At 41.4% G+C, this 18,154-nt stretch carries 19 protein-coding genes; 9 read left to right on the top strand and 10 right to left on the bottom strand.

Annotation, left to right across the window (positions count from 1 at the left end):
• The first annotated feature begins 82 nt into the window (after positions 1-82).
• Positions 83-322, top strand: a complete 240-nt coding sequence (locus C9J12_RS13005; protein WP_107243107.1) for a hypothetical protein — start codon at positions 83-85, stop codon at positions 320-322.
• Between the two features lie 42 nt (positions 323-364).
• Here the strand turns inward: C9J12_RS13005 and C9J12_RS13000 are convergent, their stop codons facing one another.
• The 3 genes from C9J12_RS13000 to C9J12_RS12990 are packed head-to-tail and all read right to left on the bottom strand — an operon-like array spanning position 365 to position 2,698.
• Entirely contained in the window at positions 365-1,702 is a 1,338-nt protein-coding gene (locus C9J12_RS13000; protein WP_107243106.1) for an ATP-binding protein, read from the bottom strand.
• A complete protein-coding gene (locus tag C9J12_RS12995) occupies positions 1,692-2,351 on the bottom strand; it encodes a response regulator transcription factor (protein ID WP_107243105.1) in 660 nt (219 codons plus the stop codon). The genes C9J12_RS13000 and C9J12_RS12995 overlap by 11 nt, the downstream gene beginning before the upstream one ends.
• A complete protein-coding gene (locus C9J12_RS12990; RefSeq protein WP_107243104.1) occupies positions 2,348-2,698 on the bottom strand; it encodes a PepSY domain-containing protein in 351 nt (116 codons plus the stop codon). Before C9J12_RS12990 ends, C9J12_RS12995 begins: the two co-directional genes overlap by 4 nt.
• Before the next feature lie 302 nt (positions 2,699-3,000).
• On the opposite strand from C9J12_RS12990, the gene nosR reads away from it, so the two are divergent.
• The 7 genes from nosR (at position 3,001) to ppiC (ending at position 11,537) form a co-directional block, all read left to right on the top strand.
• Positions 3,001-5,133: a transcriptional regulator NosR gene (gene nosR, locus C9J12_RS12985; RefSeq protein WP_227876357.1), complete on the top strand. Its 2,133-nt coding sequence runs from the start codon at positions 3,001-3,003 to the stop codon at positions 5,131-5,133.
• A 121-nt stretch (positions 5,134-5,254) separates the two neighbouring features.
• Positions 5,255-7,159, top strand: a complete 1,905-nt coding sequence (gene nosZ, locus C9J12_RS12980) for a TAT-dependent nitrous-oxide reductase (protein WP_107243102.1) — start codon at positions 5,255-5,257, stop codon at positions 7,157-7,159.
• A gap of 184 nt (positions 7,160-7,343) precedes the next feature.
• The gene (locus C9J12_RS12975; protein WP_107243101.1) at positions 7,344-8,663 is read left to right on the top strand and encodes a nitrous oxide reductase family maturation protein NosD; all 1,320 of its coding nucleotides are present in this window, start codon (positions 7,344-7,346) and stop codon (positions 8,661-8,663) included.
• Positions 8,664-8,673: 10 nt separating this feature from the next.
• The gene (locus C9J12_RS12970) at positions 8,674-9,666 is read left to right on the top strand and encodes an ABC transporter ATP-binding protein (protein ID WP_107243100.1); all 993 of its coding nucleotides are present in this window, start codon (positions 8,674-8,676) and stop codon (positions 9,664-9,666) included.
• Positions 9,663-10,481, top strand: coding sequence for an ABC transporter permease (locus C9J12_RS12965; RefSeq protein ID WP_107243099.1), 819 nt, complete (start codon positions 9,663-9,665; stop codon positions 10,479-10,481). Before C9J12_RS12970 ends, C9J12_RS12965 begins: the two co-directional genes overlap by 4 nt.
• 88 nt (positions 10,482-10,569) lie before the next feature.
• Positions 10,570-11,070: a nitrous oxide reductase accessory protein NosL gene (locus C9J12_RS12960; protein WP_107243098.1), complete on the top strand. Its 501-nt coding sequence runs from the start codon at positions 10,570-10,572 to the stop codon at positions 11,068-11,070.
• 188 nt (positions 11,071-11,258) lie between these two features.
• Entirely contained in the window at positions 11,259-11,537 is a 279-nt protein-coding gene (ppiC, locus tag C9J12_RS12955) for a peptidylprolyl isomerase PpiC (RefSeq protein WP_006230017.1), read from the top strand.
• Between the two features lie 78 nt (positions 11,538-11,615).
• On the opposite strand, the gene C9J12_RS12950 is transcribed toward ppiC, so the two are convergent.
• On the bottom strand, positions 11,616-11,858 hold the full coding sequence (locus C9J12_RS12950) for a hypothetical protein (RefSeq protein WP_107243097.1): 243 nt from the start codon (positions 11,856-11,858) through the stop codon (positions 11,616-11,618).
• 270 nt (positions 11,859-12,128) lie between these two features.
• Between C9J12_RS12950 and C9J12_RS12945 the strand changes: the two genes are divergently transcribed.
• Complete coding sequence (locus C9J12_RS12945; protein WP_107243096.1) at positions 12,129-13,019, top strand: LysR family transcriptional regulator; 891 nt, start codon at positions 12,129-12,131, stop codon at positions 13,017-13,019.
• 2 nt (positions 13,020-13,021) lie between these two features.
• On the opposite strand, the gene C9J12_RS12940 is transcribed toward C9J12_RS12945, so the two are convergent.
• From C9J12_RS12940 to C9J12_RS12915, 6 genes are all read right to left on the bottom strand, one after another.
• On the bottom strand, positions 13,022-13,300 hold the full coding sequence (locus C9J12_RS12940) for a hypothetical protein (protein ID WP_107243095.1): 279 nt from the start codon (positions 13,298-13,300) through the stop codon (positions 13,022-13,024).
• 117 nt (positions 13,301-13,417) lie between these two features.
• The gene (locus tag C9J12_RS12935) at positions 13,418-13,792 is read right to left on the bottom strand and encodes a hypothetical protein (RefSeq protein ID WP_107243094.1); all 375 of its coding nucleotides are present in this window, start codon (positions 13,790-13,792) and stop codon (positions 13,418-13,420) included.
• A gap of 138 nt (positions 13,793-13,930) precedes the next feature.
• Entirely contained in the window at positions 13,931-15,232 is a 1,302-nt protein-coding gene (locus C9J12_RS12930; protein ID WP_107243093.1) for a winged helix-turn-helix domain-containing protein, read from the bottom strand.
• 272 nt (positions 15,233-15,504) lie between these two features.
• Positions 15,505-16,044, bottom strand: coding sequence for a hypothetical protein (locus C9J12_RS12925; protein WP_011220936.1), 540 nt, complete (start codon positions 16,042-16,044; stop codon positions 15,505-15,507).
• 133 nt (positions 16,045-16,177) lie between these two features.
• Entirely contained in the window at positions 16,178-16,915 is a 738-nt protein-coding gene (locus C9J12_RS12920; protein ID WP_107243092.1) for a glutamine amidotransferase-related protein, read from the bottom strand.
• Between the two features lie 64 nt (positions 16,916-16,979).
• The gene (locus C9J12_RS12915) at positions 16,980-18,137 is read right to left on the bottom strand and encodes an iron-containing alcohol dehydrogenase (protein ID WP_107243091.1); all 1,158 of its coding nucleotides are present in this window, start codon (positions 18,135-18,137) and stop codon (positions 16,980-16,982) included.
• Between the last annotated feature and the right edge of the window lie 17 nt (positions 18,138-18,154).

Here is an 18,154-nt window from a genome sequence, read left to right as displayed (position 1 = left end):
TATCTTAGAATTAATCGAGAACGGTATTCTCATTATATTAAGTGTTTATTAAATGGATTTATAAAGCAAAAGGATTATTGATATGTTAGAAGCGACGATGGGCTTTGTTGAAGTAATATTACTCGTCACGGGCGTTCTATTTATCGCTAAGAGTATATTTCTCTATGTTAAACGTACGAAAGATTGGTCTGGTGTAGCGGTAATGGTTTTTAAGCGTGTAGGGATGGATGCACACGAATACCGTTGGTATCGCTTTGGGGTTAGTTGCTTTGTTGTTGGCGTTATTGTACGCATTGTGAATATGATTTTTTGGCCTCTATAAAAGCGAAGCTGATAACGTAAATGAAGCGAGATTTTTACGTATTCAACTTCTTGGTAATGGCAAGGTTATCTCTGCTTTTAGCCCACCTAATGGGCTTCGACTCAGAATTAATTCTCCGCGGTAGCTATGCGCAAGTTCATTTGCAATATTGAGCCCTAAGCCTGTTCCTGGGGTACTTTCATCTAATCGAATACCCCGCTTTAGTGCTTCATTGCATTCATCTTCAGCGATACCGGGTCCGTCATCTTCAATCACAATGCTCACTGTGTCAGTATCGACAGATTGCTGATGTACCCGAATTAAACTGTTTGCCCATTTGTAGCTATTTTCAATAAAATTTCCCACTATTTCATCGAGATCTCGCTTTTCAACCGCGATATTCAAATCACTGTCTAACTCGTTGACCAATATCACTTCACGGTGTGCATAAATTTTATCCATGGCCATAGAAATGGCATCGACACGGGATGATGGGGCAGTCTTGGCCGTTAGAATATTTACAGCGCCTGCCATACGTGCTCTGCCTAAGTGATAATCAATATGCTGTTGTAATTGCAGTAAAGCAGGGGTTAACTTTGTTTTATCTACGTCGTTTAGCAGGGCGACTTCATTGTTTAATATGGCTATAGGTGTTTTAAGTGCATGAGAAAGGTTGCCTGAATGGTTACGGGCACGTTCTAGTAGTTCCTGATAATGGAATAGCAGTGCATTTAGGTCATCGATAACAGGTTTAACTTCCGTCGGATAAATGCCCGTTAATTCAGTAAGCTCACCATTTCGTACTTTTTTTAAGTTCTGTTGGAGCTTTCTTAGGGGAGATAACGACCAGCTAACTTGCAACCACGTTAACGCTAAAATACCGATAGCCATAATGATTAATATTAACCACAAACCATGTGTTAGTTTTTGTAATGTAGCATTGAGTTTGTCTTTATTAATCGCGACCGATAAATTGACCGGATCGTCAGCTTCAGGTACGAAGAACTCTCGGCTGATCACGATTAGTGGCTGTTTGTTAGGCCCAATAAAGCCTTCTTCTTTATTGCCTCGAATACGGGTATCCCACAGGGAACGAGAACGTAATTGTTGGTCATTGATAGTCAGCGACCAATATAATCCGCTGTAGGGCGATTCAAAGAGAGGGTTTGAGAGTTTGCCTGATAATGACATTTTACCGTCGGTGGTTACATCAACAAGCGCTGTAAGTTGATCAAGATAAAGCTTGAGTTGTTGTTCTTCTTGACCGACTAGGTAAGTTTTTATGAAACTCGGAACAAGATAACCAGCAGAAAGCGTAATTACAATAAGCCAAGCAGCCGCCGCGATAAGTAGACGGCTACGAAGGCTAGGAAGTCGTTTTTCAATTGTGTTAATTGGCATTGATACGGTATCCGAGACCGCGAACTGTCTTGATAACATCATTGCCGATCTTACGGCGAATACGACCAATAAATACTTCAATCGTATTAGAGTCACGATCAAAATCTTGCTTGTAAATGTGCTCGACCAATTCCGTTCTTGAAATCACTTTATCAGTATTATGCATAAGGTAAGACAGCACCTTAAATTCTAATGCCGTAAGATCGACGACTTGACCTTGCCATAATACGTTTGATGTTCGCGTATCTAAACTTAATTCTTGGACCTGAATAACAGGGGACGCATTACCCGTTGAACGGCGTAACTGGGCACGTAAACGGGCGATTAACTCAACCATCTGAAAAGGCTTGGTGAGGTAATCATCAGCCCCTGCATTTAACCCTTCAACCCGTTGGGTAAGCTCATTACGCGCACTTAAAATAACAACCGGCGTATTCACTTTTTCATCTCGAATACTTTTTAATACCGTTAATCCGTCAAGTTTTGGTAAGCCTAAATCCAAAACGATAACATCCCAAGGTTCAGATGTTGCACGGTATAGGGCATCAATCCCATCACGCGAAAGTTCTGCAATCCAGCCGTTACTTTCTAAACCATCAATGATTTGCTCACCAAGGGTAATTTCGTCTTCAACTACTAATATTTTCATTCGTTCACCTTGATGATATTTTCTAGCCCACGACCTTTAATTTCGATAATGGTGAGTGTACGGGCTTCATATTCGACTTTTACGATATTGTTGTTTGGGTCAATCAGTTTTAGTTCATACACCCATACATCATCATCTTCGTCTAACTCTACTTTTATAATGCGACCATTAAGTTGCTTGGCAACCTTTTCTTGTAACGCAGAAAAAGGTTGAATCAACCCCTGTTGAACGGCATGCATTACTTCGTCGTGATCTTCATCAATTTCTAGTTGCGGGGCAGCATTGACATGAAAAGCCAATAAAAAGAGGAAACTGAAAATGTATAGAAATCTATTATATTTTTTCATATTTGTAGTGTAATCGAAGTGCCATGAACTGAAAATGAATAGATGATTAAACTGTAGCCCTTTGTTGGATAAACTAAAGCAGATATTAACCTTGGGTGATTTTGGGGTGAGCTATCACGGTTAACAGAAGGCGTAATACGGCGTCTGTATCTTAAATAGTACATTTGTCATATATGTCACGGTTTGGTTGTACAGATGTAATGATGTGTAAGTTAATTGATCTCAATCATGACAGGGTGTTAGTTGCATTTAATATACTTCATTTGGTGACTTAGGCAAAAGTACTATCTTGGAGTCTGTTGGTGCAAAAGATTAGCTTATTCAGAACAACTATTTTTCGTGCGCTCTTATTCCTTTTACTCTTTGTGGGAGGGATAGCACCTGCAAGTGCATTGTTTGTTAGTCCGCCAAAGGATCCTATCCCCCTTATCAAAAAAACCTTTCCCAGCGCAACAAAAATTGCTGAAAAACAGGGGAAAATCCCTGTCTGGCGGATCTACAAAGATCAAGACATTATCGGCTATGCTTTTGAAACCAATGATGTCGCTAAAATCCCGGCCTATTCCGGCGAGCCAGTTAATATGCTGGTGGCTATCGATCCGCAAGGTAACTACCTGACTGCCAAAGTGCTGGAACACCATGAACCGATTATTCTGGCGGGTATTCCAGAGAAAAAATTGTGGGCCTTTGCCGATCAATACACTGGCTTATCGGTGAAGGACAGAATCAAAGTTGGTGGTAATAAGAGCGAGGGCTATGTTGCCGTTGATGGCTTGTCAGGCGCAACTGTGACAGTCATGGTGATGAATGTTGCCGTTACTAAAGCGGCAACAAAAGTGGCCCAGTCTCTAGGGATTATTAAAAAACAACAAACCATCATCCAGCCTCCATCGACCATCTATCAAGATCAGTTTGAAAAAGCAGACTGGCTTCAGTTAACGGGGGATGGTTCGATACGCAAGCTCTATCTGACCAATGAAAAAATCGATGAAGCCTTTATTGGCACAGAGGCTGAGCATATTGGTAATATCCCTACGGATCAAAAGCAGGATATGTTCGCTGAAATCTATTTTGCGCTTGCTGATGTGCCAACGATAGGGCGTAATTTGTTCGGTGATGCCGATTATGAGTGGTTAGTGCAACCTTTGAAACCGGGCGAACATCTACTAGTCGTATTGGGTAATGGTTACTCGTTCAAGGGGTCAGGTTATGTGCGGGGGGGGATCTTTGATCGTCTCCAGATTCATCAGAATGAGAATGCGATTTCATTTCGCGATCTCGACCATAACCGTATTACGGATTTGTATATTGCAGGAGCCCCGACGTTTAAAGAAATGTCGGTGTTCCGAGTGCAGGCGCATCATGAACTTGATCCGGGAGCAAGTTGGCAGCTTGAATTGCTGGTTCGACGCCAGACTGGTCCGCTCGATAGCCTGTTCACCAGCTTTAAAGGTAGTTACGACATGTTGGGGAAATATGTCGATACGCCGCCTGCGATTGTCCCTGAGCCTGAATTATCACTGACCCAACAAGTATGGAAAGAGCGCCAGTTCGAAGTTGTGATACTTCTTGCTTTGCTGAGTGTTTTGCTACTGATCCTGTTTTTCCAGGATGTATTGGTTCGCCATCCCACCTTTATGCATAACTTACGTCATGGCTTTCTGGCGGTAACTGTCGTGTTTATTGGTTGGTCATGGGGTGGACAGCTGTCTGTGGTGAATGTCTTCACATTTTTGCAGGCATTGATGAGCGATTTTTCCTGGGATCTTTTCTTACTCGATCCGATTATTTTCATCTTATGGTGTGCTGCTGCTGTGACCATTTTACTGTGGGGACGCGCCGTTTACTGTGGCTGGCTATGCCCGTTCGGAGCCTTGCAGGAGCTGGTCAATCAACTTGCCCGCCATTTCAAAATCCCTCAATTCGAATTGCCGTATGCTGTGCATGAACGTTTGTGGACCATCAAATATCTTATTTTATTAGGTTTGTTCGGGATCTCGCTCGACTCGTTATCAATGGCTGAACAATTTGCCGAAATTGAACCGTTTAAAACCACCTTCTTATTGAAGTTTGATCGTGAATGGCCATTTGTTGCTTGGGCTGCATTCCTGATCTTGTTGAACCTGTTTAACCGAAAAACCTTCTGTCGCTACCTGTGTCCATTAGGCGCTGCACTGTCGGTCACCAATAACGTGCGCTTATTTAATTGGTTGAAACGTCGTCCTGACTGTGGTTCGCCCTGTAAGACATGCGCGAAAGAGTGTGAAATCCAGGCAATCCAGCCTGATGGTGTGATCAACATGCGTGAGTGCCATTACTGTCTAGACTGCCAAATCACTTATTACAACGAAGAAAAATGTCCGCCACTTAAGAAGCTGGCACACAAAAAACGTCGAGATAAGAATCAAGATATTCCAGTCGTCGTTACAGAGTAAGTACCGAATAGTGACGAAATAACGTGAAAAGTAAGAAGGAATACAGCGCAGCTGATGTACGTGACACTACATATATTAACAATCGTAGTCGCGTCAATAATAACGGTATGGAGAGCCAACCATGAGTGATAATAAGAACAATGATCTGATAGAGCAACCTAACCAAGATACATTGCCAAACAAAGAACGACGTAAGTTTTTTGGTAAAACTGCCGCTATCGGTATTGGCGCGGCAGTCGCCCCGATGTCAGCTGCGATGTTTGCTTCAATGGCACAAGCCAAGGCGGCAGAAGCGGCTAACAGTCCGTTTGTTCATCCTGGCGATTTAGATGAATACTATGGTTTCTGGAGTGGTGGTCATTCCGGTGAAGTACGTATTATGGGTTTGCCATCAATGCGCGAGTTAATGCGCATACCAGTATTTAACATTGATAGTGCAACCGGGTGGGGCTTAACCAACGAAAGTAAGCGTATTAAAGGCGACAGTGCTGATATTTTAGCGGGTGATTCCCATCACCCTCATATGAGTATGACGGACGGTCGATACAATGGTAAATATGTATTTATCAACGACAAAGCCAACAGTCGGGTTGCTCGTATTCGTTGTAATGTCATGAAAACCGATAAAATGATCACCATTCCGAATGTTCAGGCTATTCACGGATTACGGGTACAAAAAGTACCTGAGACTAAATACGTGATCTGTAATGGGGAATTTGAAATCCCGATGAATAATGACGGCAAGGCGACACTGGAAGATGTCAGCACCTACCGTTCTCTGTTTAACGTGATTGACGCCGAGAAAATGGAAGTGGCATTTCAGGTAATGGTTGATGGCAACCTTGATAACACTGATGCCGACTACGACGGTAAATACTTCGCGTCGACCAGCTACAACTCTGAAATGGGTATGACGCTGAGCGAAATGATCACCCCAGAGCGAGACCACGTTGTTGTTTTCAATCTAGCGCGTTGTGAAGCGGCGTTAAAAGCAGGTCAATTCAAAACTTACAATGACAATAATGTTCCTGTTCTTGATGGCCGTAAAGGTTCTGAACTCACTCGTTACATTCCTGTACCAAAATCTCCGCACGGACTGAATACATCGTCAGACGGTAAGTATTTTGTGGCTAACGGCAAGCTATCGCCAACAGTTTCGATTATTGCAATCAACAAGCTTGATGATCTGTTCAGCGACAAAATTAAGCCTCGTGACACTATCGTCGCAGAGCCTGAAGTGGGCCTTGGTCCTCTTCATACCGCTTTTGATAACCGTGGTAACGCCTACACGACGTTGTTCCTTGATAGTCAGATTGCAAAATGGAATGTAGAAGATGCAATCAAAGCTTACAATGGAGAGAAAGTAAACTATATCCGTCAAAAGCTAGATGTGCATTATCAACCTGGACACAACCATACCTCTCAGGGGGAAACTCGTGATGCTGATGGTAAATGGCTTGTTTCTCTCTGTAAGTTCTCTAAAGACCGATTCTTGCCTGTTGGTCCACTACGTCCTGAGAATGATCAGCTAATTGATATCTCAGGCGATGAGATGAAGTTGGTGCATGACGGCCCGACGTTTGCAGAACCCCATGACTGTATAATTGTTCACCGTAGCAAGGTGAAGCCACAGAAACTCTGGACCCGTGATGATCCAATCTTTGCAGAAACACTGGCAATGGCCGAGAAAGACGGTGTCGATGTGATGACTCAAAGTAAAGTGATCCGTGATGGCAACAAGGTGCGTGTTTATATGACCTCGATTGCGCCGAACTTCGGGCTCACTGAATTCAAGGTAAAACTGGGCGATGAAGTCACCATGATCGTCACTAACCTGGACATGGTGGAAGATGTTACTCACGGCTTCTGTATGACTAACCATGGCGTTCAGATGGAAGTTGCTCCACAGGCAACGTCATCTGTTACCTTTATTGCCAATAAACCAGGGGTTCAGTGGTATTACTGTAACTGGTTCTGTCACGCACTCCACATGGAGATGCGAGGCCGTATGCTGGTTGAGGCCTGATACGCTGAGTCGGTTAGCTTGAACAGCTAACCTGACCGACAAAGTGCCTGTCAACTTGGCACTTTGTTACCTTTCTTTATATAGCTTAGTCAGTATGTGGTTTATTTATTATGTACTGGTCTTTTGCATCATCACCTTTGTGCTTTCATCTTTTGAGTCGTAGTAGGGAAGTTAAAAACAGTCGATGATTAAACCAATAATTACACTAATAGTTCTGTTTTGTCTCCTGCCCGTAGCGTTTGCCAAAACCTATCAGGTAACGGCTGACGATAACTTGCAAGTGGTGCTGGATTCGGTATCGGATGGCGATGTGGTGTCGTTGGCTTCTGGTGAATATTTGGGTAACTTTGTCCTTCGTCATGCCATTACTCTGATAGGAAATAACACGGCTACTATCAATGCAGGCGGACAGGGGCACGCTTTGCAGATCAAAAACTCCGATATCCTGATTGAGAATCTAACCATCATTAATTGGGGCAGTGATTTAACAGAGCAAAACGCCGGTATCTATTCTGACAAGCAAGCCAACAACCTGATCATTCGCAATAACAAACTGCAGGGTGACGGTTTCGGTATTTGGTTACAGGACGGTAAACATATCAAGGTTGAAGGTAACGAAATTGAGGGTAACCCCAAGCTACGTTCAGCCGACAGGGGAAATGGTATTCAGCTATCAAAAGTTGAATATGTTGAGGTCATTGGCAATACGGTAAGCAAGACCCGTGATGGCCTTTATATCATCGCTAGCCAAAACAATATATTGAAAAACAATACCATGCATGACCTCCGCTATGGGATCCATTATATGTACTCTCATAGCAACCAAGTGCTAGACAACCTGACCTATAACACGCGGGCGGGCTATGCATTAATGAGTTCTCGCAAGTTAATAGTATCTGGTAATGAAAGCCGTGATAGTGAAGATTACGGTTTTTTGATGAATTTTATTACCTATTCCAATATCAGCCACAATCGAATCAAGAATGTATGGACTAAGCCTGAAAATAAGGTCATGGGGCGTGATGGAAAGGGGCTGTTTATCTATAACTCGGGCTACAACACCATCAGCTACAACAGTATCGACACCGCTGAAATTGGTATTCACCTCACGGCGGGATCGGAAAATGTCAAAATCTTTGGCAATAGTTTTATTAATAACCCTGTGCAGGTGAAATATGTTTCTAACCGAGAGCAGGAGTGGAGTCATGACGGCATCGGGAATTTCTGGAGTAACTACCTTGGCTGGGATCTGAATAACGATGGTAGAGGAGATACCCCATTTGAACCCAATGATGGGATCGATAAATTAGTGTGGCTATATCCGGAAGCGAAGGTATTACTTGATAGCCCGGCAATCCTAATGCTGCGCTGGATACAAAAACAATTTCCGGTACTTAAACCCGCAGGGGTAAAAGATAGCTTTCCACTAATGACAGTACCGTCTGCACCGGGACATCATGCTCTTGATAAAATCATGTCTAAAAACAACCAAGCTGCGGGGTAACAGCATTACCATGACCTCTTTAATAAAAGCGACCTCTCCAATTGTTTCATTACACAATACGAGCAAACACTATCAGCAGGTTGAGGCGTTAAAAAATATCAACTTGCAACTGGCTGCCGGTGAAGTACTTGGCCTGTTTGGTCACAATGGGGCAGGAAAAACGACGATGATGAAGCTGATCCTCGGCGTTATCAAAGCTAGCCACGGGGATGTAAAGATCTTTGGCGTGGATCCATTGTCAAGGCAAGCCTGGCACAGCCGTCGGAATATCGGCTATTTACCTGAAAATGTCAGTTTTTACGATCACCTTACCGGGCTGGAAGTACTGACTTATTTCTCTCGACTAAAATCGGTGAATAAAAAACAGGTCATTGCCTTACTGGAGCAAGTCGGCTTAACCGTAGCCATGAACCGCAAGGTTAAAACCTATTCTAAGGGCATGCGGCAACGACTGGGTTTGGCCCAGGCTTTTTTGGGTGAGCCTAAATTACTATTGCTTGATGAACCCACAGTGGGTCTTGATCCTATTGCGACGAAAGAGTTCTATCAAACTGTAGACAACCTTAAGAGTAACGGTGCCAGTATTATCCTCTGCTCCCATATCTTGCCAGGCGTGGAACAGCATATCGACAGAGCTATGATTTTGTCGGGTGGCGAGTCGCGAGCAATGGGGACTTTGATACAGTTACGCGAGCAGGCTTGCTTACCTGTAACTATTCATACTAAGGGACTCAACGGTATACTTCGGGATGATCCAGCTCTCAATGAATTGCGGGTTAATGACAATCAGTTATTGGTTCCGGAAAACGATAAACTGGCTGTAATCCGTAAGCTGCTCAGCTATGACCATATCAGTGATCTCCACATTGAGCCGGTCAATTTGGATCAGCTCTACCAGTATTATCTGAATGATGATTGTGCCCTTAAAGACAAAGCGTCAAATATACCAAATGTATCAAACCAATCTGAAGCACTTGATAGGTCGGAGGCCGTAAGTTCATGAATCCAGTTTTTGCTGTCGCGATAAAAGAGTTTCAAGACGGGATCAGAAATCGCTGGTTGATTTCCATCACGCTTATTTTTGCCGTGCTGTCTTTGGGCTTGAGCTATTACGGCTCGGTCGCATCTGGGCAGCTAGGTGTGGCCTCTTTGTCATCGACGATTGCCAGCTTGTCTAGCCTCGCGGTATTTCTGATTCCGTTGATTGCGCTGCTATTAAGCTATGATAGTTTTGTCGGTGAACAGGAATCCGGCACTTTACTGCTGTTGTTAACTTATCCTCTTAGCCATAGTCAGCTGTTATTAGGCAAGTTTTTAGGACAGGGGTCCATTATTACTCTAGCCACCAGCCTCGGTTTTGGCAGTGCTGCTTTCTTGCTGGCTATACAGTCCGATTTTGTTGGTGTAGTACCTGCATTCAGCTTGTTTATTCTCACTGCCACCCTATTGGGGCTCTGCTTTATCGCAATTGCCTATGTGATCAGCCTGTCTGTATCGGAAAAATCTAAAGCGGCAGGTATTGCACTGATGACCTGGTTCTTCTTTGTGCTGGTCTTTGATTTGGCATTGCTGGCTATTCTAGTCGGCGTTGAAGATGGATTATCACAGCAACAGCTAGTACAGCTGATGATGTTCAATCCAGCAGATTTGTTCCGATTAATAAACCTTTCAGCATTGAATACTGGTGATGTTAATGGCGTGCTGGCTGTTGCCATCGACCAAAGCCGCTCACAAGGAACCTTGCTTCTGATGATGAGTGGCTGGGTGGTGGCACCTTTGGCGATCGCCTCCTTGGTATTTAGTAAGAAAAAGCTTTAAGAATAAAAATCAATAAACAAGCAGCTTTAAGAGCAAATAGCTCAATTTAATAAAGCATTTAATAATTCGAATAAGTAAGGAAACCATAATGCGTCGTTTACATCCACTAAGGACTATCAGTATTGCCCTGTTGCTTATATTGGGTGTTGCCTGCACCGATCAGGAATCAGCAGAACAAGCCATGGTGCGTCAGGCCATCGCCATAGAACAGGCTGATGAATGCCACCTGTGCGGTATGATCATCAGTAATTTCCCTGGACCAAAAGGTGAGTCTTATAATAAATCATCCGACACGGTCAGTAAGTTCTGCTCAACCCGCGATTTGTTCAGCTTTATCCTGCAACCGGAAAACAAACGTCAGGTTAAAGAAATCTATGTTCATGATATGAGTAAAACGCCTTGGCAGCGTCCGGAAGACGAGTATTTCATCAATGCTCGAGAGGCCTGGTATGTTATCGGTTCTGAGAAAAAAGGCGCGATGGGGAAAACATTGGGCAGCTTTGCCAAAAAAGCCGATGCGGAAGTCTTTATTGATGAGTTCGGAGGCAAGCTATATAGCTTTGAAGACATCAGTATTGATGTGCTGTAAGACAAATTAATTTTTGAAAAAATGGCACTGTTTGATACGAAAACCGTTTAATCTCACAATTAAGCGGTTTTTTCTTGCCACTAGAAAGGGGGGAGGAGGTGTACTATTACTTGATACTTAATGTGATTTATCGCACACTTCATACCATAGTAATCCCCTTATTTACTCGTAACATTAGGTTATCAATCATGGCTTCAACAGCAGCAGCACTTCATATTTTAGTGAAGCACCAAGAAAAAGCAGAAGATATCATCGAGCAATTGAAGAAAGGCGCGAAGTTCCAGACGCTTGCCAAGAAGTATTCAAACTGTCCATCAGGTAAAAGCGGTGGTGACTTGGGTGAATTCCGTAAAGGTCAGATGGTTCCTCAGTTCGATAAAGTGTGCTTTACCGGTGAATTGTTAACCCCACATTTGGTAAAAACTAAATTTGGCTGGCATATAGTAAAAGTGCTTTACCGCACTTAATAAAAAAGAGCCCTTGGGGCTCTTTTTTTATATCTGGAATAATTGCGCTAGAGCTTATTTATAGCGCTTTCGTTAAGGCTATTTATCACGGGCAGAGTCTAACTTTTCTGCGAATGTTGGCTGTGATGTTTTCTCGGTAATAACAATGCCTGAATTATAGTTTTCAGGGGTGCCGTCATTAATAAAATGTTTAGCTTGAGTGGCATGGGCTTGTGGTTGTTCAAACGACACATTCCCCGTGAAGTCGCCATCCGCAGCAGCAACGTTGTAAGATGTTGCTAAAACAAAAGCAGTAAGAGTTGTTTTGACTGAATTTTTCATAATGTAGTTACCTCAATTTTATGCGTGGACTTGTTTGTCCTGCGATTGACGAGTTGTTCTCAGTCATCGCGTTGCTAAAGGCACTTCCTTGCAAGAGTCTTCAACGTGAGATAATCCATCCTGTTGAAGTTTATTAACAATATCGAAAACAGATTAAGAATGTTTAAGGCTTGTTAATGTTGATGGGTGTATTTTATGCCAGTGACACTTCGTAATATATAAAGTATTCTTTACTTAACACATCACGATTACTTATGTATTGGGTGGCGAATGAAGTCGAAATTAGATTTGAACTTATTGATTGTATTTTTAGAAGTGTACCGACTTCGTTCAATCACTTTAGCGTCAGAATCATTAGGTTTAACCCAGCCAGGGGTAAGCGGCGTACTTAAAAGGTTGCAAGCTCAGCTTGGCACGGCACTGTTTGTACGAGAAGGGCGAGGAATATCTCCCACATATGCAGCAATTCAATTGGCAAGCGAGATTGAACCTGCTTTTACGAAGGTAGAAAGCGCATTAGGCAATGTCTCTGGTTTTGATATTCAAGCTCATCGTGTTTTTACGGTGTATGTAAATGAAGCCATGATGCACATAGTCAGGCCGAAAATTGAAGCGGATGAAAGTATGGGTAATTGTTCTATTCAATTACACCTTACGCCAAATAATGAAGATGAATTATTTCATCAGCTTAGTTTGCACAAAGCTGAGTTAGCCATTGATTTTGGTCATTTATCAAACCCATCGTATTCATATAATGCGTTTTATGACGATATTGCAGTAATGGTATGCCGTAAGGAGCATCCCAATATACAAAATACGGCTACTAGAGAGCAGTTTTATGCAGAGAAACAAGTGTTGATTCAAAGGCGGCGTACAGATTTGCTTGAAGTGAATTATTTTACGGAAGAAAGCCTTATTCCGAGAGAGCTAAGCTGTGAATGTGCCTCGATGGTATCAATGATGGCGTTGGTGTCAGATAGTGACTCTGTAGGTATTATGAGTGGTTTACTTGCTAATAAATATGCAAAACATTTTAATTTACAGGTTATACCTTTACCTTTTACCTCAAAACCGTTGAAGCATTTTATGGTATGGCATAAGCGTAATGATCATAACCCTGCAAATAAATGGTTAAGAAATAAACTCAGCACAATGCTGTAATATTATTTAAAGTTCACAGTAATGACGTTACTGCTGCGTTGATCTGCCCATGCAATAACATGCGTGTAATACTGTTTAAGCAAGAAAAGGTACAAAGAGGTAAGACTAAATAGGACCATTACCTCTTCACTGTAACCTTGGGCAAGTGACGGTGATATAGTCATTAAAAGGCCGACACTAAACCCTAAAAGACATAAAGCTTGAAGTAATGGATAGCTTAAGTAAAAAAACAATTTAAGGCTTATAAATAAAGATAACAACCCTTGTTTGAAAATACGCATGATACTTCCCCTTTATACCGTTGTTATTTAACAATAGTGTAACAAGTGCGGTTTGAAAACTGCAATATAACACTGTGTGATGGAAGCTAAATATTATGGTTGTTTATGTGAATCATTCTATTGAGTGGGTTCTTTACTGGGGAATGTCATATTATTTAATGGGTTAGGGCAGTTGCTGTCAGCAAGAGTAATGACTTCAGCTTGTAAAGCACTATCCTTGTCAATTTCAGGGTATTTAATGTATAAATCTTCCAAACATTTTTGAGATGTATTGATTACTTTCATGAGTTCCTCTTGTGAGGATAAAATTTTGCTCAATTCACCCGATGCATTCGCATTATTGATTAGTTCAAGTGCTTTATTCGCTTCTGAGTAGGGTTCTTCAAGGCATTTACAGACATCTTTTGCTGCCTGCTCTGTATCCGATGTAGCTGATGCCAAAGTGGGAATAATCAAAAAAGACACGGTAACTATAAGCTGAAAACTGTTCATAACACGCCTAAATGCCGTAAAAAATGTCTAAATCGATTATAGCTGAATGAGATCAAATGATAATAAAAGTGTGTGATAGATTAATAGCAGACGTATAACTACTAGAGAGAATCTGTAAGCAAGCGCTGCTGAGAGCGCTTATAGTGGGTTACATGCACTATTGGGAATTAGACCAAGGTTATCAGTACACTGTTTAAATGAGCCCAACTCAGAAAAATTTGAATCTTGCATATTTTTCTTACTGAGCCAGTAAAAGCCAAGCTCTTCTGAAAACCATAGAATCATGTCTTTTTGACGAAAGACAATATAACTTTTATGTGTTTGATTACTTAAATAAACATTATCAAAATATTCTTCAATTCTTCCTGGTTTATTGACACCTAACTTGGCAAGTTCTGCCTCCGTCTGAATCCAATATAAAAACTCAGGTCTCACCGTTATCTCTGCCACGAAAGGAGAAACGGATGTTCTAGATAATGAAAAATTTCCGCCTTTAAATGCAACGGGTACAAATTCATTTGTATCGGTATTCATTCGGTAGCTTAAACCGCTAAAAGACCAATTAAGGTGATCCTTTTGCTGCAGAAAGTATTGAACAATACTGTTTGATACAACGCCATTTTCTAGATAAAGGTTGAATGATTTTGCTGCTGCTGGGGTTTTATTATCTTGATCGAAGAGGGTAATTGCTTGAGTGTTTTTACCGGTTAATGACAACATTGGCCAAAATTCATTGAGATCAAAATGATCAAAAGTAACGGCTTTTGTAGTAGTAAGTTTGCAGGTGTTTTGTTCAGTTTTATCACAAAATGCGACCGAATAGTATTTACCCGCTTTAGCGATAAAAAAGAGTTTATTTTCAATATCGATAGGTGTCACAAATGTCTTTGTATAGTCACGTAAGAATTCAAGGTCGTCCATTTCTTTCGCTAAATAAATGAATGTGTTCATATCATCATCGTAAGCTATTTCATGTAGATATTTTTTTGAATGCTGAGAGAAAAAAAACAATGAAAAAAAACAGACGATGAATAGAAGACATAGCGATACAATTATATAACGTTTATTTTTGTGTGTTTTTTTTGAGCTTTCAATTGTATTTTGCACAGAGGAGGTTGAAAAAGGATCGACCTTAATTTGGTAGCCAAGGCGGGGGATCATTTCAATGATTTGACCTATTTCATCCTCTTTAAGCTTAATTCTTAAATTGCGAATAGTCTGAAATAAAGACGTTGTTGTGATTTCTTTCCGTGTCCATCCTACTGAAAGAAGCTGTTTTTTTTTGACAACACTATTAGCATGCTGGATTAAATAGCAGAGTATTTCCCTTTCAGCACGGTTTAGCCGAATAAAGCGTTCATTTTCTTTTAGTTCTTTTGTTGAGCAATCAAAGGTAAAACCTTTGCCTAGTGTGACTTTGGTTATTTTATTATTCGTCATGGTACTTAGTATTTTCTTTTCTAATAATCATTGATTCAATAGGAGTCTCAACTGCGCCTATTAGAATGTAGATTCACGAACTATTCTTACATGCCTATAGTGTACTTGATTATGAAAAGAATGCTGCTAAAGAGTGAGTATATCATTAAGTTTTTGTTTTTTACGTTATGAAATACTAACGTTCGTTTTGTTATGGCTTAATGCTATTTTTTGTACAAAAACGCGGCTGATTATTCAGCCGTTTAAGTTTTATTTGATACATTAAAAGATAATTACTTACGAATACCAACAGGAATCATGATGTGAACATAAGGTGTGTCTTTCCACATAACATAGGGACCGCCATTGTGTGGGTCTGTTGATAAGGAATCTAAAAGCGCCTTATCAGGTGTAATGATCATTAAATGTGGACCTTCTTTAACCCAATCATTATCTGCTGTTGCTCCTTCGGCGTATGGGTCGGTATTACTTGCTCCGTCATCGCCTGCTAACATGTACGAGATACCAATGGTTTTTGCAGTAAAAGGCTTCTTATTCATCCACGCATCTGCCCATTCCATCCATGATTTATCCATACACATAGGGGCTTTACCTTGCAACTGAGCTGGAGTAGGAAAGCAGATGTAGTTACTATCACCTTTTTGCAGAACATTTTGCTCCCAGTCCATCACTGTTACTTTGTCTTTTAGTGACGATGGCGCAGCACTCAATGCATCTTCTAACATTGCCTGAGACTTTTCATTTGCGACAGATGTTGAGATATAGCCAGCAAAAAGCAATATCACGCTAAAGACATAAACGACAATTTTCATGACGCTATCCTCGGTACTATTTAGCCATAGTAAAATTGTGGCTTTAAGTATAGTTCACTCCCGAATTGCTGAACGCATTAAGCTCTGTTGAGTCAGTGTCACCAACCTATGCGTAAACTTATAAGTAGAATGTTTAATTAGGCACTCTACTGATGCTTAATTTGATGAATTCCAGCATCCATTGCGTAACTTCTGCTTGATCAATGTATTGATCGAGTGAGGCTTTAGCGGCTTCAATAACGTAAGCTGGCATATCGCCACGGCGGGCTATCATTAAATCTCGCGAGTAACTGCTGGTGAATTCAGGGTGTCCTTGTATGCCAAGAAAATGTTGTCCGAGTTGGATCATTGCATGTGGGCAAAAGTTACTGCTTGCTAATATCTCTGTATCGTCAGGTAAACCTACTACTTGATCTTGATGACTTACGGCAAGTGAAAATGTGCTTTTTTCTTCCACTTTACGATCGGATTGCATCCATTGCTTGGTTGCGACTAAAGACCATGTTTTTAAACCAACACCCCAGCCATTTTCAGATTGTACGACAGTGCCACCTAAAGCATGTGCAATCATTTGATGCCCAAAACAGACACCAACAAAAGGGATTTGGCGTTGATAAAGATCGCGAACAAATTGTGCTAAATGGTGGATCCACGGAATATCATCGTAAACACTGTATTTGCTACCTGAACCAATATACGCATCGCATTCACTGAGTGATGTTGGAAATTGATTATCCATAACACGATAAAACACTAACTCAAGCGTTGGGTCTGCATTGAGTAATATATCGGAGAACATTTCAGGATAATTATTATGCCTGATTTGAAGTTCAGATCTTACGTCGTCACACAATAAAATACCCAGTTTCATCTAATCATATCCATACGGTTGGCTGAATAAATATCTCGTTAATAAAAGTGTATACGAACATTACTTAAAGTGTCCCTTTTACTGCATTTGCAAAAATAATTGAGTATTGCTCTGCGTTGAATTTAATAGGGTTACTGCTTGCTGAGGCATCTGATGCTGACATTTTACCAACCAATTCGCGTTGTAATGTATCTATGCCAATTGCACTTAATGTATGCGGAATACCAAGGTCTTTACGTAGCTGTAAAATCCATTCTAAAACACCATCAAAGTTAGCTTGTCGGAGTGCGATATAGCTACCTACACGTGTCATCTTTAGCTCGATTTCTCGGCGGTTTGCGACCATGACATAAGGCATTAATATGGCGTTTAATAACCCGTGATGTTTGTTATAAAGTGCCCCGAGTGTATGAGCGATGGCGTGCATTCCTCCTAGGCCTTTTTGGAATGATGTTGCTCCCATACTGGATGCGACTAGCATCTGAGTTCGAGCATCAATATCGAGGCCATTATGATAAGCAATAGGTAGGTACTCTTTAATTAGACGTATACCTTCCAGCGCAATACCTTCTGCCATAGGGTGATACGACGGTGAGCACAGTGCTTCAAGGTTATGAGACAGCGCATCCATTCCTGTTGCGGCGGTAATTTCAGCGGGAAGTGTGAGAGTGACATTTGGGTCTAAAAGCACTTTTAATGGCAACATCTTTGGGTGAAATATTATCTTTTTAACCTGTTCTTCTTGATCGGTTATAACAGAGGCTCGACCCACTTCAGAACCTGTACCAGCAGTGGTTGGTATCGCTATTATTGGGGCAATTAATTCTGTAATGGCACGCTTCCAGTTATCACCGACATCTTCAAAATCCCACAAAGAATGAATTTGTTTGGCGATCAAGGCAATGGCTTTAGCGGTATCGATACTAGAACCGCCCCCAAAAGCAATAACAGCATCATGTCGCCCAGCATTAAATGCTTTAACACCATCGTCTACATTTTCACCTGTTGGGTTGCTTTGTACTTTGCTGAACAAATGAATGGTTAACCCAGCGTTATGACAATCTTTTAAGATAGCTTGAACAACAGGTAAATGGGCTAATCCTTGATCGGTTACCAATAACGGTGATTGAATACCTAACTCTTGGCATACTTGGGGGATTTCATTAACACAGCCAACACCAACAGATATTGAAGTGGGGTAATTCCAGTTACCGTGTAACATAGTTATTCCTCTACATA

The organism is Photobacterium frigidiphilum (assembly GCF_003025615.1).
GTDB classification, from domain to species: Bacteria; Pseudomonadota; Gammaproteobacteria; order Enterobacterales; family Vibrionaceae; genus Photobacterium; species Photobacterium frigidiphilum.
This window is presented reverse-complemented; position numbering and strand designations above follow the sequence as displayed.

What these genes read in the sequence shown, in the direction of transcription:
- C9J12_RS13005 (WP_107243107.1), top strand. Translation starts at nt 83, where the DNA reads ATGTTAGAAGCGACGATGGGCTTTGTTGAAGTAATATTACTCGTCACG.
- C9J12_RS13000 (WP_107243106.1), bottom strand. Translation starts at nt 1,702, where the DNA reads ATGCCAATTAACACAATTGAAAAACGACTTCCTAGCCTTCGTAGCCGT.
- C9J12_RS12995 (WP_107243105.1), bottom strand. Translation starts at nt 2,351, where the DNA reads ATGAAAATATTAGTAGTTGAAGACGAAATTACCCTTGGTGAGCAAATC.
- C9J12_RS12990 (WP_107243104.1), bottom strand. Translation starts at nt 2,698, where the DNA reads ATGAAAAAATATAATAGATTTCTATACATTTTCAGTTTCCTCTTTTTA.
- nosZ (WP_107243102.1), top strand. Translation starts at nt 5,255, where the DNA reads ATGAGTGATAATAAGAACAATGATCTGATAGAGCAACCTAACCAAGAT.
- C9J12_RS12975 (WP_107243101.1), top strand. Translation starts at nt 7,344, where the DNA reads ATGATTAAACCAATAATTACACTAATAGTTCTGTTTTGTCTCCTGCCC.
- C9J12_RS12970 (WP_107243100.1), top strand. Translation starts at nt 8,674, where the DNA reads ATGACCTCTTTAATAAAAGCGACCTCTCCAATTGTTTCATTACACAAT.
- C9J12_RS12965 (WP_107243099.1), top strand. Translation starts at nt 9,663, where the DNA reads ATGAATCCAGTTTTTGCTGTCGCGATAAAAGAGTTTCAAGACGGGATC.
- C9J12_RS12960 (WP_107243098.1), top strand. Translation starts at nt 10,570, where the DNA reads ATGCGTCGTTTACATCCACTAAGGACTATCAGTATTGCCCTGTTGCTT.
- ppiC (WP_006230017.1), top strand. Translation starts at nt 11,259, where the DNA reads ATGGCTTCAACAGCAGCAGCACTTCATATTTTAGTGAAGCACCAAGAA.
- C9J12_RS12950 (WP_107243097.1), bottom strand. Translation starts at nt 11,858, where the DNA reads ATGAAAAATTCAGTCAAAACAACTCTTACTGCTTTTGTTTTAGCAACA.
- C9J12_RS12945 (WP_107243096.1), top strand. Translation starts at nt 12,129, where the DNA reads ATGAAGTCGAAATTAGATTTGAACTTATTGATTGTATTTTTAGAAGTG.
- C9J12_RS12940 (WP_107243095.1), bottom strand. Translation starts at nt 13,300, where the DNA reads ATGCGTATTTTCAAACAAGGGTTGTTATCTTTATTTATAAGCCTTAAA.
- C9J12_RS12935 (WP_107243094.1), bottom strand. Translation starts at nt 13,792, where the DNA reads ATGAACAGTTTTCAGCTTATAGTTACCGTGTCTTTTTTGATTATTCCC.
- C9J12_RS12930 (WP_107243093.1), bottom strand. Translation starts at nt 15,232, where the DNA reads ATGACGAATAATAAAATAACCAAAGTCACACTAGGCAAAGGTTTTACC.
- C9J12_RS12925 (WP_011220936.1), bottom strand. Translation starts at nt 16,044, where the DNA reads ATGAAAATTGTCGTTTATGTCTTTAGCGTGATATTGCTTTTTGCTGGC.
- C9J12_RS12920 (WP_107243092.1), bottom strand. Translation starts at nt 16,915, where the DNA reads ATGAAACTGGGTATTTTATTGTGTGACGACGTAAGATCTGAACTTCAA.
- C9J12_RS12915 (WP_107243091.1), bottom strand. Translation starts at nt 18,137, where the DNA reads ATGTTACACGGTAACTGGAATTACCCCACTTCAATATCTGTTGGTGTT.